Below are 14,418 nucleotides of genomic sequence, written 5' to 3'. Positions count from 1 at the left end.
AGTTACCGTGATTGTTCCTTCAAAGGTAAATTTGAATGCATTTGATAACAGATTAAAAACGATCTTTTCCCACATTTGCTTATCCACAAACACCTGTCCTGAAACTGGTTCCGTTTTGACAATCAATTGCAGATCAGCCTTTTCAATCACGGACCGAAAGTTGGCGGCGAGGTTTCTGGTATAGGCAGCAATGTCGGTCAATACGAAATTTGCCATATTCCGCCCGCTTTCAATGCGGCTGAAATCGAGCAGGGTATTAACCAGTTTAAGCAGCCTTACTGCATTCCGGTGGGTTACTTCCAGGTGATGCTTTTCACTTTCGTCCAGCCCGATATGCGGTTTGTTCAACAGCTCTTCCAGCGGACTGAGCATCAGCATCAGCGGCGTGCGGAATTCGTGACTGATATTGGTAAAAAACAACGTCTTGGCCTTGTCGATCTCTTCCAGCATCCTGGCGCGCTTTCTTTCTTCCTCATAAGCCAGGGCATTGCTGATACCCAGCGAAATCTGGTCGGCGATGAGCTGGATGAAGTTACGGTAGGCGTCGTCAAATTTCCGGTAGGGATTTAACCCAACAGTCAGAATGGCGATGGGAAATTTTTTGTTGGCTAGTTTAATGGGAACATCCACAAACTGGCGCGGACAGATATCCCAAGCACCCTTGGGGAGCATTTTCCAACGGGTATTCACATTGGATTCCACAATCCGCTGTGCTTTCACAGCCTCTGCGATCGCTTCGTAATCTGCATTGCCGCTATTCAGTTCGATGGGCTGGGCTACATTGAAATCTTCCAGATCAATACCGGACAAAGCGGCAATCTCGGCCCTTTTTCCCTCATCCGAAATTTTATAGATGACTGTAAAAGGAAAATCCAGCGCATTACTTACCAGCGCGCGGGCAGCCTGCGCATATACTTCGTCTTCGGATTTCTTTTGTGCCAATGTATCCAGCTGCTGCATGGTACGCAGGGAACGTTCATTGATAATCCTGTCGGTATCAGCAGTATTATAGCAAATGATACCAGCCGGCCGCCCATCTTCGCCCAGTACCGGCGTATATGAAAATGTGTAGTAAGTTTCTTCGGGGAAACCGCTTCGCTCCATGATCAGGAGCTGTGACTCCACATAAGTACCTTCGTCCTTGTACATGGACCTTTCGAGCAGCGGCGCAATATCCCGCCAGATATCTTTCCATACAACCGAAGCTGGCTGACCCAATGCGCCCGGGTGCTTTCCTCGGACAATATCGATATAAGCGTCATTATAAAACTTGATCAGGTGCTCGCCCCATCCAATCCAGATCGGCTGCTTGGAGCTCAGCATAATGCGGACACAGGTTTTCAGGCTTTGAGGCCACGCTTCCGGAAGCCCGAGCGGTGACTTATCCCAGGCAAATTGCCGTATTCTCTCCCCCATTTCACCACCTCCAACAAGAAATTCAAGCGTTTTATTAACAGTTTGGCTCATTTTGACGAGTCGTGTGTTTGTAACTGGTTAAGATTTGTTAAGAAAATCCATGCCAGGCTTGTGTGTTACGTGCTTTACACTTGAATAGGCTACTAAACCTGATCAGACCAGTTTGTCGGGCGTGATGGGCAGTTCCCGGATACGCTTGCCCGTGGCGTGGAAGACTGCATTGGCCACAGCCGCCGCTACACCAACGATTGCAATTTCTCCAAGTCCTTTGGCACCGATTGCATTTACATGCTGATCCGCCTCGTCTATAAAAAATACATCCATTTGTGGAATATCGGCGTGAACGGGAATGTGGTAGGTAGCAAAATCGCTTGTCACGTACCTGCCGAAACGGTGGTCCATCACGGAAGCTTCCATGAGCGCCATTCCAATGCCGCCTACCAGTCCGCCGATCGCCTGACTGCGCGCAGTTTTATGGTTGATAATTTTACCCACATCCGCACAGGTAACTGCTCGCGTGACGCGCACTTCGCCTGTGAGCGGATTTACCTGTACTTCAACAAAATGGCAGCCGAAAGAATACATCGAATACTTGTCCCGCTCCGCACCCGAACGCGAATCTTCCTGCGCATCAACCTGCTGTAAATTGTGATGTTCGAGAATTTCACTGAGTGAAATGGCGGTCGATGTTTCCTTCTCCAATAGCATTTGCCCGTTTTTAAATAAAACCTGCTCCGTAATAACGTGCTGAAAAGGAGAGCCCGGCATTGCGGCGGCAAGCGTGAGCAACTTGTTTTTCAGCGACTCACAAGCCGCATATACCGCCGAGCCCACACTCGGGATTGTGGAAGAACCATTTTGCCCCGGTGCATCGGGCAGGTCTGAACTACCCAGATCAAATCTTATCTTACTGCTGCTGATACCCAGCCGCCCGGCGGCAATGCGCGTCATGGCGGTACCTGTCCCGGGACCAATATCCATGGTGGCGCTTTGTACCACCAGCGTACCATCGCGGTTCAAAATTGCCTTAGCCTGGGCTGGGTGCCTGTGAAATCCGTACAGGCTCGACGCCATTCCGTAGCCTGTCAGCATACCTTTGTGCTTCATAGAACCCGGCGCAGCGGCCCTGTTTTTCCAGCCAAATGCCTCAGCAGCTGTTTCATAGCATTTCCTGAGCGACTTCGCCGACCACGGCAGGTTGCGTTCATGATCCATTTCAGCGTAGTTCCGTAGCCTGAGTTCGAGCGGGTCAATTCCCACTGCATAACTCAACTCGTCGAGTGCCGACTCCAATGCAAACATGCCCGTCGCGTCTCCAGGGCCGCGCATCCAGGTAGGTGTATTTACATCCAGGTTCAGCAGACGGTATTTCGTGGCAACATTGGGACAGGCATACAGCGCGCGGGTCGCCAGGATGGTACGTTCCAGGTGCTCTTCATACTGCGAAGTCTGCCCGGTACCTTCGTGCACCATGGCCACCAGCTTTCCATTCCGGTCGGCACCTATTGCTAACTTTTGAATGGTATAAGGCCGGTAACCCACGGAAGTGAACATCTGCTCGCGGCCAAGTACCAGCTTTACGGGACGTTTCAAATGCTTCGCCGCCAGGGCGGCAGCTACTGTATGCGGCCACACGCGGATACCGGAGCCGAAAGCCCCACCGATGTATTTTGAAACCACTTTTACATTTTCTCTTTTCAGTTTAAATGCCTGCGCAAGATTTCCCTGGGTGGATTTAACGCCCTGGTTTTTGTCATAAACCGTCAGCTTGTCATCGCCTTCCCAGACTGCAATCGTGGCGTGGGGTTCGAGTGGCTGGTGGTGTTGTGTGGGAATGGTGTAAGTAGCTTCAATTTTCACTTCTGCCTGGACAATCGCGCCGGGATTACCTCGCTCGTAATCCTTGAAGGGTGAATTTTGGCTGCGCTGTATATTCACGGGCAAAGCCGCATGACTGATATTGGCCTCAAAGTCGGTGGCGTGTTGCTCGGCCTGGTAAGTTACCTCGATCAAAGAAGCCGCGTACCTGGCCTTTTCAGGTGTTTCGGCAACAACCAATGCGACCGGCTGACCGTTAAAGTAAATATAATGATCATGAAAAAGGCGGAATGCAGTACCTACTGCGGCACGCCCCGCCGGCTGAACTGCTTTTGGATTGCCCGGAATTTCGGGTGAATTCAAGTGCGTGAGCACAACGAGTACACCTGGGGCTTTTTCTGCCTGGCGGGTTTCAATGCCGGTAATCTCGCCTTTGGCGATGATACTCGTCACCAGGATTGCATGTGCGAGGTTTTTTAAATGGTATTCAGCGGAATAGGTAGCTGTACCTGCCACTTTCTCCGGTCCGCCCACCCTATCCAGCGACTCTTTATCAGTCATGATTTTTCTGTTTTTATTCGATTGCGGCAGCATGAAGCAATGCCAGCACAACCGCATTGGGGGCCATTCTCAGTTTGTAATCATTTTGCCCAAAACTCACCGCGCCGCGCATCCCCAACTCAGCGGCCTGTCTGAACAATGCCTCTGAAACCGGCTTGCCGAGCAGATGCTGTTCGGCTTCAAAAAGTCGCCACGGCTTGTGCGCTACCCCGCCCATTGCCAGCCGCACTGCATTGACCCTGCCTTCTTTCAAATCCAGCGCAGCGGCAACTGACACAATCGCAAAAGCGAAAGAAGCGCGGTCGCGTACTTTGAGGTAATGGGAATGCATTCCAAAATCATTATCAGGAATTTCGATGCCCGTGATCAGCTCATTCCTTTCCAAAATGGTATCCCGCTCGGGCTGGTTGCCGGGCAGCCGGTGCAGGTCGGTAAATGCAATCTTGCGTTCACCGCTTTTACCTTCAATGATTACCTCTGCGTCTAATGCGGCAAGGGCAACGCTCATATCGCTCGGGTGTACCGCAATGCACGACTGGGCTGCATTGGATTTTTCAACCCCAAAAATCGCATGCATTTTGTTGATACCCTCCACCGCCGCGCAACCACTGCCAGGCTTGCGTTTGTTGCAGGGAAATGCAGTATCGTAGAAGTAAGGGCAGCGGGTTTGTTGCAGTGCATTGCCTGCTACGGTCGCCATATTCCGTAGCTGTCCCGAAGCGCCGGCATCGAGTGCCTGCGCCAGAAGTGGCTGTTTTTGCAGTACCAACTGATGTTCCGCCACTTCGCTGTTCAGCGCGAGTGCGCCAATTTTCAGCCTGCCTGGTTGGTAACTTATTTTTTTAAGGGGGAGATGATTGATATCCACCAGTTTGTCCGGAGACACAATACCCCTTTTCATCAGGTCGATCAGGTTGGTACCGCCAGCGATAAAGCGCGAGCCGGGATCGGAGGTGACTGCGCGGATCGCGTCATGAACTCTCGAGGGGCGCAGGTACTGGAATGCTTTCATACCTGACTACCGCTGTTATTAACCTCCATAATTGCATTCACAATATTGGGATAAGCCCCGCAACGACACAGGTTACCGCTCATATATTCCTGAATTTCTCCGGCACTGCCCGCCTTTTTTTCACGGATGCAGCTCACACCCGACATGATTTGTCCCGGCGTGCAGTAGCCGCATTGAAAACCATCATGTTTGATAAAAGCCTGCTGCAAAGGATGCAGTGCGCCATTTTTTGCCAGACTTTCTATCGTATGTACCTTTTTCCCCTGCTGCATAATGGCGAAAGACAGGCAGGAGAGTGTCCTTTTTCCGTTCACATGTACGGTACACGCGCCGCATTGCCCGAAATCGCAGCCTTTTTTGGTACCTGTCAATGCAAGCTGCTCGCGCAGCAGGTCGAGCAAAGTAGTCCTCGGATCAATGCTAAGCCGGTGTTTGGTACCGTTTATGTTTAGGCTAACTCTGACGGGTTGGGGATTTTCAATGGAGTTTTCTGATCCGCTGGCCGCTGACACAAAAGGCACGGGCAGTAACGAGAGTCCGGCCACAGCTACGGATTGTTTCAAAAAAAAGCGGCGTTCTTCGCTGAATTCAGCTTCATTCTCTGACTCCTCGCCGCGTACTTTCCTTTCATTATTCATCAGATTCCGGGTTCATTGCTTTCGAAAAAGGAAAGGCCTGCCACTTCCCGGGTTACTCCAACGGGCTGGCGAATCTTTCTGTAAGCCTGCCAGATGAAGCTTTTCAGCTGCGAATAATCATTAAATTGCAGTTAGGTTACAATCTCCTTCAACCTGCTGTTATCAAATGAAAAGTTCTGCTCACAAGCGGGTGTTTTCGGGAAAATTGTTCTTGGTCATCGCCTTCTTTCTGGTTTCCTCTCGTGGCCACGCGCAGCAAGCCGAGCTGGATTCAATCCTGCGTAAGATCGAGTACAAGAAAGATTCGATTTTCTCGATATTCAAATGGGTGGCCAGCACGCTGGAATATGACCCCACGCGCCTGCTCCTGGTAAGCGGCAGCACTGCTTATGGAAGTACCAGTCAGAACATTGTTCGTGAAGCGATCAATCGCAGAAAAGGAGTTTGCGAGCACTATGCCACCTTGTTCAATGCATTGCTGAGAAGGGCCGGTTACGAAAGCTACGTCGTGGAGGGGTATACCCTGCAGGGCGCAGGAGGTGACAAGTTTGGGCATGCGTGGAATGCAGTCAAAACGGGCGGCAACTGGTATTTTTACGACCCGACCTGGGCAGCGGGTTACATTCAAAGGTCTGTTTTTGTAAAAAGCTTCAACCCCGAATGGTATAAAATTCCGCCGATCAGGTTCATAGAAACGCATATTCCATTTGATCCGATCTGGCAGTTGCTCAACCCGCCGCTCACGCACGCGCAGATCCGGAATGGTCTATTTGACAACACTGCAGTTACCTATTTCAGTTACCAGGATTCTATCAGTGCATCGGTCAAAATGGACGAATTTAGCCGGATCAGGTCAAGTCTTGCACGAACAAGGTCCATGGGCATTCCTAACTCAGTTGTAGAAAAGTACCTGGCAGCAGGCGATCGCTACCTCAGTGATGCAGGCGATTACCGTGCGCTGAACAATACGCACAAGCTGCTCAGCAATGCTACGAGCGCCTACAATGAATACATTTTTTCAAAAAACAACCAGTTTAAAAGTCCGCGCTGGACAGACGAGATGCTCGAATCATTTTCAGGAAAAATGAAGGTATATCTCGATTCGGCAAACCAGACTTTGTCAGCTGTTTCGCCAGCTGACTTCCGGAATGCACAATACCAGTTGCAATTGAAAAAGCAGGTTTCGGAGATCACCGAAGCTGCCGACAAGGAAGCCATTTTCATCAAAAAATACCTGGCGACGTGGAAGCCGATGCGCATGCAACATTTTTATAAACTGAGGTAGAACCTGCATTAAACTGCAGAGCTTTAAAATGCAGGTAAATAAGTTTTGGTACCGGCAGATAATCCTTTTGCATATATTAGGTTAAAAATGTAAACATCTTGATGGTACCTTCGCTCCCCCGAATCAAGTTTATTGCCATTGATGACAATCCGCTCGACCTTCTTTTTCTTACCGAGTTTGCACGTACCCACACATTTTTAGACAATTGCGGGACTTTTTCGAATGTACTGGAAGGCTATGAAGCGCAGCAGTACATTAAACCCGACCTGATCTTCCTGGACATTGAAATGCCGGGATTCTCGGGGATTGATATGCTTCGAAAAATCCGCTCCGAGGTCACAATGGCCGTTTTCATCACCTCTCATCCTGAGTTTGCCCTGGAAGGCTTCGAACTCTCAGCGCTCGACTATATCCTGAAACCACTTACCGAAGAACGCTTTGCAGCAAGTGCGCGCAAAGTGCTAGAATACTGGGAAATGAAGCAGAAATCCCAAGCTTACGAGGTGATGTTTGAAAAAGATATGCTCACGATCAAGGAGGGTTATAACCAGATCCGGCTGGCGCAACAAGATATTATTTACCTCGAAGCCATGCAGGATTACACCAAAATCGTGACGCCCAAGAAGAATTACATGACACTTTCGTCCCTCTCCTACTTCATGGAACAGCTTCCTGCCGACCGTTTTATGCGGGTGCACCGGAGCTACGCAGTTTCTGTGGGGCAGATTAAGGAGCTGCGCTACTCCGAGCTGGTGTGCAGCGACGCGATTATTCCGGTGGGCAAAACGTACCGTTCGACTGTCGCCAGACTTAAACTATAACCTATGAAAATACTGCTACACGCCGTTATTTTTCTGGTATTCTCCACGCTCGCGGTCAGGGCACAGGATCTCCCCGATCTCAGCAGGTACAAAACAACTACGCAGAAGCTTGAAGCGCTGGCGGATATCTGCGACTCGCTGAACCGGACGGAAGGGTTTGAGCGCGAAAAAGTCATTGCCGGTTATGCATTGAAACTGGTACCTGCTAAAAACTGGTACTACCTGTCACTCTTTAACTTCAATCTGGGCATTGCGTGGGAACCGTCGAACTCTGATTCCGGCTTTTACTTTCACGAAAAATCGCTGGAATATGCCAGGAAGGCTAATCACGCGCGCAGGATCAATCTCTCCTTGGAAAGGCTGCTCTTCAACTACACCAATACCGCAGGGAAGAAAAAACAAAGCGACGCGATCTTCAAAGAAATGCTGACCATCATGGACTCCACGAGCGACGAACTTGTGAAAGCCAGTCTGGCGGCAACCATCGGAAACTACTACAGCATGAAAGGCGCGTACGAAACGCAGATCAAATACTTGCTGGAATCGATTGTAATTAAGAAAAAACTGATCGCCAACGGCCGGATCAAAGACCGGGAAGCAGTAGTGGTGGACCTGATGAACCTGGCGGAATTGTACATTGGCATGGCGCAGGGAGAGAAGGGGATTATGTATTCCAAAGAGGCCCGTAATTACATGACAGTCACCCACCATTACCGAAATCATTTTTACAAAGATATGACCGATGCGTACCTGCTGCTCAAACAGCCGGCCAACGCACAGATCTACTTCGACAGCCTTACTTCCATGCTGGCCGGCAACACCGTCGCCACCAGGAGGAGCAATGTCATCGCAGCCGACCTCGCTTTCGCAGATTACTACCTCGGCAACAACAAACCCGACAGCGCTATGCGCTATGTACGCGAAGCGAACGAACTGGCGCCCAAATGGGCTTCTGAGTTCCTCAAATCGCAGGTAGATTACATCACGGGCACCGCATATCTGGCCAGAAAAGAGTATTCCAAAGCACTACCTTTGCTGGAAGCTTCGGAACCGCTTTGTAAGGAATCCGGTCTTGACGTATATGCAGGATTGTTGCAGGCACTGGCTCGTTGTTATGCCGCAACCGGTCAGTGGCAAAAGGCTTATAATTCCTATGACAAATACGCCCCGATCCGCGATTCTCTTTACATCGAATCGGCTAAAAAAAGCATTGCAGACGCCGAAGCGCAGTATCAGAACCAGGAGAAGCAGCAGCAGATCGAGATCAAAAACATACAGATCGATGATGCCAGAAAACAGCGCATGTGGTTGACCGCTGGGATTGCATTAATGGCGCTATCACTGGCTTTATTGGGCATTATTTACAGGAACAAGAAAAAGAACGCCGAGTTGCTCGATGCAAAAAATCAGCAACTTAATAAGCTCATTGAAGACCTGGAAGAAGCCAACAGGACAAAAGCCAAGCTTTTCAGCATCATCAGCCACGATCTTCGGTCACCGATCAGTCAGGTTTATCAATTTTTAAAGTTGCAGCAGCTCAATCCGAAATTGCTGAACGAGACACAAAGAGCGGAACTGAGCGAGAAGATCCAGACCGCTACCGGGTCGCTGCTCGAAACCATGGAGGATCTTTTATTATGGTCAAAAACGCAGATGAACCAGTTCAAAGCGGACATTCAACCGGTCGATCTGGCACAGCTTACGCAGCAATGTATCCGGCTTTTGCAGCTGAATATTGAAGCGAAGCAACTCTCCGTTCAAAACCTCGTACCTGAAAAAACGATGCTTGATACGGACCCTTATTACTTACAGGCGATATTGCGTAACCTGTTGCAAAATGCTATTAAAGCTTCTGATGAAAACAGTACCATCCGGATTGAATGGACTGATAACTTGTTAACTAAGTCGCTGTCAGTTGAAAACTCCGGCACTCCATTCAGCCAGGAAGCTTACCAGGTGATCATCTCGCAAACTGAAAATGGACAAGGTTTAAACGGCTTGGGTCTTCGCCTGATCGACGAGCTATCCTCTACAATCGGCTTACAAATCCATTTCGAAAACCCCAAAAAAGAGCTGACAAGAGCGGTGATTACCGTTTGAAAAACGGATGGTTTAAAATTGAACAAATTTGAAAGGCGTTGTGTAAGTTTGTGAACAACGTTCCGCCTGATAGAAAGTCATCTTTAAACACATCAAAATAAACGGTTTGTGGTTTTTGAAATTATCATTTTGTAACAAATCTACATTTCGCATTGTTGAAGTACTACATCAAAAACTAACCGATAATGGCCCATAACAGTAATCCGTTCGAATTTGACCTTACTGAAAACCCAGCATCACAAATTCAAAAAGCGGTAAGTTCCGAAGAGATTCCAAAGATCTATGCAAACGGATTTATATGTGCTCGCTCTAATTCCGACGTAATGCTGGTATTACAACTTAATGGACAGCCCTCAACAGTTGTAAATTTGTCTTTTACAAGTGCTAAAACTTTGGCAAAAAATCTACAGGGGATAGTAGACCAAATTGAATCACTAATGGGTCAACAAGTGATGACGATCGATGAGATTAACTCTAAAAGCGCGGCAAAATCATGATTAACGAGGTTATTAGTTCTTCTAATTCATTGAAGTTTTTTGTAGAGGGTAGCGAGTCATCTTTTCACCCGGACGAAATTGTCGCTCAGATCAAAGCCTTGATAGATTTACCACAAGGGTGGGATTTTGGTAGTGGGGACGTGATATCAAGCGAAGTCATCAGAAAAGCTATTGAGGTATACAAGCTAACCCTACCATACAGTCTGATGTGTACCATCCACCCTACATCAGAAGGAGGTATAACTTTGGTTTTATCTACAAAGGACAAATTTCTTGACGTGACTATCGAAAAAAACTTAGGTATCTCTTTAACAAAGGAGCAAGGGATCGGCTTTGATTATCATATTATTTATTCAGATCGACCTGTTTCATACCACGAATTAATCCAGGAAATTCAAACAATATCCATTGAAAACTGTATAGAATGCATTTCGTCAGAACCCTTCACATTAAGAAATACGATCCGGGAAAGCGAAGATTTCAAAGTGATTGCTTCAAACCATACGGAGACGGAATATCAGTTTTTGAATACGAATGCGCATTAAATACTACTCCCACCGGCATCTGCGATCACATAGCAGCTTTCTATCCTTCCACAGTCGGAGATCCGCCTGCATATTGGATTATTAATTGCGATCATCTGGTAGATTACTACAAAGAACAGAATATAGAAGTTACTTGGAAACAGACAATAAGTGTTACCGGGGATGAATGCCACTATGATATTTACGGCATTGTTAAAGATAAGGGTAAACCCTACGTCGTGTCGTTTTGTAAATCGCCCAATCTATATATCTGTTCTTCAAATGGAACAAAACAGATTTGGCCAGAAGCGGATCATGAATTATTAGCGTCACTTTATCGGAAGTCAATTAGCCCGGCTAGCCCCTGATTCACCGATTCTTGGTGTGAATTAACAAATCATGCTGCCGGGAGCCTGACCGAAAAAAAGATAGAAGACGAATTGCGGCGGTATCGTAAAATGCGTTTTGAGAGTAATATTGAAAAGTTGCAATCAGTAAAACCTGATTACAAGCGACTGATTAAAACAAAGAAGATTATCTAATTAGCTTCACTCCGGTACCAATTCACATTCATTCTCAGTATTCCCCGTCTTGCGGCTTTCATTGGTTCGTTTTAAAAGCAGCTGATTATCTGTTGGCGGTGCTGAAAGATAGAATTCAATATTGCCGCTTGTGAGGCTGGGTGGAGGTGTTAGATTTTCCAGAATGAGGCGGCTGTTATCTGTTGAAAGTGTCCAGGTACCAGTCAGCTTTCTCCCATCCAGATCCGTGAAAACCACCTGATCCGCGGCAGTCAGGTCGAGTCTGAAAAGTGCGTAGCTTGGCCGCACATTACCTGTCGTTCCCTCGGTGTAAACCAGCCTTCCATTCTCCTTTACCGTGCGGGCTTTCCATACTTTACCCACATTAGCTGGCTCCACTTTCTTGGGTTGACAAGACCAGCACGATACAAAAAGAGCCCAGGCGATTAACGCAGCATATTTTTTCATAGTCTTCATGTTAATGCATCACAATTTTTTGCCTGACCGTCTTTTTTTCATTTAACTCGACTAATACGATATAAACACCCGCGGAAAAACTGCTCAGATCTGTCTGGAAATTGGAATTAGCGCGAAACCTGGCCCTCGGTTTTCCCTGTAAATCATAAATAGTAACCATAGGCTGCGCCGATTTACCGGAACGAATGAAAAGCGTTTTGTCAAAAACATAGATCAGCTCCTCGCTGGCCGGTTCCACTGCAGTGATGATAGATGCCGCGAATATTTTGGCCACATTGCTGTAAGCCGAGCTACCAGCCGCATTGATCGCCTTGATGCGGTAGTAATAATCCTTTACTTCGAGAATTTCCCTGTCTGCAAACTGGATTTTAGAGGCCGCCTGCCGGCCTATCTGCTTGAACTCGCTCCCGGACTTTTTAGAACGTTCAATGATCACTTCGGTGGCATTCGCAGACAGCGGCGACCAGCGCAGCTGCACCAGATCAAAGTCCAGCGGTACCGCGGTCAGGTTCTCCGGTTTGTCGGGGATAGGTGCTTTGCCGGTTACAGCCTCGGCAACATTGCTGTACCCCGAAGCGCCGATTGCATTCACTGCACGAATGCGGTAATAGTACCTGGTTTCGGATTTTAAACCTTTGTGCTGGTAGCTTTTCACATTCTCACCCAGGTCGGCGAGTTTGTTGAAGCTGTTCCCATTGTTCGACCATTCAAGCTGAAAGCTTTTTTCATTACCGGAAAGATCCGCCCAGGTAAGATCAATTTGTTGGTAGCTGACCGCTGTCGCATTTAACCTCGCAGGGGCAGAAGGCACTACATCCGGGGTTGTTGCGCTGGCCACATTGGAAAATCCTGAAATGCCTGAACTGTTCCTGGATCGGATGCGGTACCAGTACTTGGTGGCAGGTTGCAGGTCCTTGTTTTCAAAAGTTGTCGCATTTTCATTCAGGTCAGCAATTTTCTGAAAATCGCTGCCGTTGCCTGAGCGTTCCAATTCAAAACCGGTCTCATTATCGGATTGATCCTTCCATTGGAGGTTGATCTGGCTACTGGAAATGGTCATTGCGGTGAGCTCAATGGGCTTAGCTGGCGGAACGTCCAGGGTTGTAGCCTCTGCAATGTTTGAAAAACCGGAAGTGCCATTCGCATTAAATGCACGGATCCGGTACCAATATTTTGTGCGTTTCGCCAGTCCGTTATCCTGATACGATGACTTGCCACCGCCTATGTCCGCGACCTTGCTGAATGCAGATCCGTCGTTAGACCGCTGCAACTCAAATCCGGTTTCATTATCTGAGATATCGGCCCAGGTCAGTTCAATGCTGCTTTCGGATACAGCTACTGCATTCAACCTGGCCGGAGCAGTCGGAACCAGCGATGCAATGTCCGCACAGGCTGTATTCGAATAATCCGACGGACCGCTGTTATTTACCGCCATGACCCGGTAACAGTAGGTAGCACCAGGCGCGAGGTTGCGGTCTTCGTAGGAAAGTGAACGGCTATATTCAACCACGGCAATCTGCCTGAATGCAGTTCCTTCGGTCATGTCCGCTCTTTCGAGTAAAAAGCGGGTGCCGCCGCCGTTATTCCCATTCCAGGTAAGGTTCACATTCAACCCATTTACGCGCGCAACCAAATCGCTGGGATATTGAGGCGGCGCTTCGGGCGTACTTGCAGATGCGTCGTTAGAGTAGCGCGACTGCTGGCCGCGGCTAATGGCGCGCACCCGATAATTATAGGTCGAAAGCGGCGAAACTGACCTGTCTTCATAGCTGGTCACATTCCTGTCCACGGTCGCGAGCAATGTGAAATTGGTACCCAAACCCGGATCCCGGTAAATCTCGAAACCGGATTCCTGATCTCCTGAATTGTCCTTCCAAGAAAGATTAACCCGGTTGTAAGCCGCTCCCTCAGCTTTCAGCTCGGTAGGCGCCTGCAGCACAACCTGCGCTTTGGACACAGTGAAATCCAGCAGCAAACCAGACAGTGCCCCTGCGATGTACAGAAAGTAACTCAGCTTTTTCATTTGATTTCAACTTCAACAGGTTTTGACAATCCCGACTCCATTCCATCCTGGTAAATCACACGCACCATGTATTGCGCACGGCCTTTCTGCGGACGTTTGTCGCGGTACTCACGGGTATCGTACACCGAATCATAACTTGTAAGACTGTCGGCTGAACCTGCCTTGTAGATAACAAACCGGCAGTTCGGCACGCCGTAGGTCCAGTAGAGCGACACACTTTTGTCGGGATTCAAAAAAGCTTTCAGTCCGTCCACGGTGGCGGGCGTCACTTTCGGCGTTTTGATGTTGAGGGGGAAAGAAATATCCGATCGCAGCCCGCTGTCATCAACCGCCACCAGCGCATAACCATAATCCGACCGGCCCTTAATGGATTGATCTGCATAGGAAACCGCATTCTTGTCGAGCCGTGCCAACTCTGTCCACCGCTCGGTGGCTTTTCCACGGCGCAGCACGATTTGTTCTGAAACATCCACGCTGCTGCTGGGCACCCACGAAATCAGCACCGCAGTGTCGCTGACCACATAGTTGCGCAGCACAGGCGCCACGGGCCTGATCACGTCGGGTCGCTTCAATTCGAGGATTTCGGAAGGTTCGCTGGGATTGTAGCTTTTATCGTAGGCGATTACGCGGAAGTACTTTTTCGGCGTGAGCGCATTCAGCGTAGTGGTATCGATGAATGCGGGTAAGGCGAGATATCCGATTGTTTTACCGGAAAAAACATGGAC

12 protein-coding genes are annotated in these 14,418 nt (G+C 48.7%); 5 read left to right on the top strand and 7 right to left on the bottom strand.

Features of this window, described 5'->3' with window-relative positions:
• The 4 genes from ACTIE6_RS02615 to ACTIE6_RS02600 all read right to left on the bottom strand — a co-directional run.
• Positions 1-1,467 (bottom strand): sensor histidine kinase (locus tag ACTIE6_RS02615; RefSeq protein ID WP_439555146.1); only part of this gene is annotated, 1,467 nt, incomplete at its 3' end.
• A gap of 102 nt (positions 1,468-1,569) precedes the next feature.
• Complete coding sequence (locus tag ACTIE6_RS02610) at positions 1,570-3,795, bottom strand: xanthine dehydrogenase family protein molybdopterin-binding subunit (RefSeq protein ID WP_439555145.1); 2,226 nt, start codon at positions 3,793-3,795, stop codon at positions 1,570-1,572.
• A 13-nt stretch (positions 3,796-3,808) separates the two neighbouring features.
• On the bottom strand, positions 3,809-4,807 hold the full coding sequence (locus ACTIE6_RS02605) for an FAD binding domain-containing protein (protein WP_439555144.1): 999 nt from the start codon (positions 4,805-4,807) through the stop codon (positions 3,809-3,811).
• On the bottom strand, positions 4,804-5,445 hold the full coding sequence (locus ACTIE6_RS02600) for a (2Fe-2S)-binding protein (RefSeq protein WP_439555143.1): 642 nt from the start codon (positions 5,443-5,445) through the stop codon (positions 4,804-4,806). Before ACTIE6_RS02600 ends, ACTIE6_RS02605 begins: the two co-directional genes overlap by 4 nt.
• A 166-nt stretch (positions 5,446-5,611) precedes the next feature.
• On the opposite strand from ACTIE6_RS02600, the gene ACTIE6_RS02595 reads away from it, so the two are divergent.
• From ACTIE6_RS02595 to ACTIE6_RS02575, 5 genes are all read left to right on the top strand, one after another.
• Positions 5,612-6,730, top strand: a complete 1,119-nt coding sequence (locus ACTIE6_RS02595; RefSeq protein WP_439555142.1) for a transglutaminase domain-containing protein — start codon at positions 5,612-5,614, stop codon at positions 6,728-6,730.
• Positions 6,731-6,831: 101 nt separating this feature from the next.
• Positions 6,832-7,551, top strand: coding sequence for a LytR/AlgR family response regulator transcription factor (locus ACTIE6_RS02590; protein WP_439555141.1), 720 nt, complete (start codon positions 6,832-6,834; stop codon positions 7,549-7,551).
• A gap of 3 nt (positions 7,552-7,554) precedes the next feature.
• Positions 7,555-9,651 carry an ATP-binding protein gene (locus tag ACTIE6_RS02585; protein WP_439555140.1) on the top strand — a complete coding sequence of 699 codons (2,097 nt, stop codon included), beginning with the start codon at positions 7,555-7,557 and terminating at the stop codon, positions 9,649-9,651.
• Positions 9,652-9,836: 185 nt separating this feature from the next.
• Positions 9,837-10,148, top strand: coding sequence for a hypothetical protein (locus ACTIE6_RS02580; protein WP_439555139.1), 312 nt, complete (start codon positions 9,837-9,839; stop codon positions 10,146-10,148).
• Positions 10,145-10,693 (top strand): hypothetical protein, encoded by a 549-nt coding sequence (locus tag ACTIE6_RS02575; RefSeq protein WP_439555138.1) that lies wholly within the window; start codon positions 10,145-10,147, stop codon positions 10,691-10,693. Before ACTIE6_RS02580 ends, ACTIE6_RS02575 begins: the two co-directional genes overlap by 4 nt.
• A gap of 527 nt (positions 10,694-11,220) precedes the next feature.
• Here ACTIE6_RS02575 and ACTIE6_RS02570 read toward each other — a convergent pair.
• The 3 genes from ACTIE6_RS02570 to ACTIE6_RS02560 all read right to left on the bottom strand — a co-directional run.
• On the bottom strand, positions 11,221-11,661 hold the full coding sequence (locus ACTIE6_RS02570) for a hypothetical protein (RefSeq protein WP_439555137.1): 441 nt from the start codon (positions 11,659-11,661) through the stop codon (positions 11,221-11,223).
• Between the two features lie 10 nt (positions 11,662-11,671).
• Positions 11,672-13,693: a fibronectin type III domain-containing protein gene (locus ACTIE6_RS02565; RefSeq protein ID WP_439555136.1), complete on the bottom strand. Its 2,022-nt coding sequence runs from the start codon at positions 13,691-13,693 to the stop codon at positions 11,672-11,674.
• On the bottom strand, positions 13,690-14,418 hold a 729-nt coding region (locus tag ACTIE6_RS02560), incomplete at its 5' end, for a fibronectin type III domain-containing protein (RefSeq protein WP_439555135.1). The genes ACTIE6_RS02565 and ACTIE6_RS02560, both read right to left, overlap by 4 nt.

The sequence above is a fragment of the Dyadobacter sp. genome, assembly GCF_051859145.1.
In the GTDB taxonomy this organism is placed as follows: Bacteria; Bacteroidota; Bacteroidia; order Cytophagales; family Spirosomataceae; genus Dyadobacter.
The sequence above is the reverse complement of the archived record's forward strand: the minus strand, read 5'-3'. Positions and strand labels throughout refer to the sequence as shown.

Bases quoted from the DNA above. Each gene is read 5' to 3' on its own strand.
- ACTIE6_RS02575 (WP_439555138.1), top strand. From the start codon at position 10,145: ATGATTAACGAGGTTATTAGTTCTTCTAATTCATTGAAGTTTTTTGTA.
- ACTIE6_RS02570 (WP_439555137.1), bottom strand. From the start codon at position 11,661: ATGAAAAAATATGCTGCGTTAATCGCCTGGGCTCTTTTTGTATCGTGC.
- ACTIE6_RS02610 (WP_439555145.1), bottom strand. From the start codon at position 3,795: ATGACTGATAAAGAGTCGCTGGATAGGGTGGGCGGACCGGAGAAAGTG.
- ACTIE6_RS02585 (WP_439555140.1), top strand. From the start codon at position 7,555: ATGAAAATACTGCTACACGCCGTTATTTTTCTGGTATTCTCCACGCTC.
- ACTIE6_RS02565 (WP_439555136.1), bottom strand. From the start codon at position 13,693: ATGAAAAAGCTGAGTTACTTTCTGTACATCGCAGGGGCACTGTCTGGT.
- ACTIE6_RS02580 (WP_439555139.1), top strand. From the start codon at position 9,837: ATGGCCCATAACAGTAATCCGTTCGAATTTGACCTTACTGAAAACCCA.
- ACTIE6_RS02605 (WP_439555144.1), bottom strand. From the start codon at position 4,807: ATGAAAGCATTCCAGTACCTGCGCCCCTCGAGAGTTCATGACGCGATC.
- ACTIE6_RS02600 (WP_439555143.1), bottom strand. From the start codon at position 5,445: ATGAATAATGAAAGGAAAGTACGCGGCGAGGAGTCAGAGAATGAAGCT.
- ACTIE6_RS02595 (WP_439555142.1), top strand. From the start codon at position 5,612: ATGAAAAGTTCTGCTCACAAGCGGGTGTTTTCGGGAAAATTGTTCTTG.
- ACTIE6_RS02590 (WP_439555141.1), top strand. From the start codon at position 6,832: ATGGTACCTTCGCTCCCCCGAATCAAGTTTATTGCCATTGATGACAAT.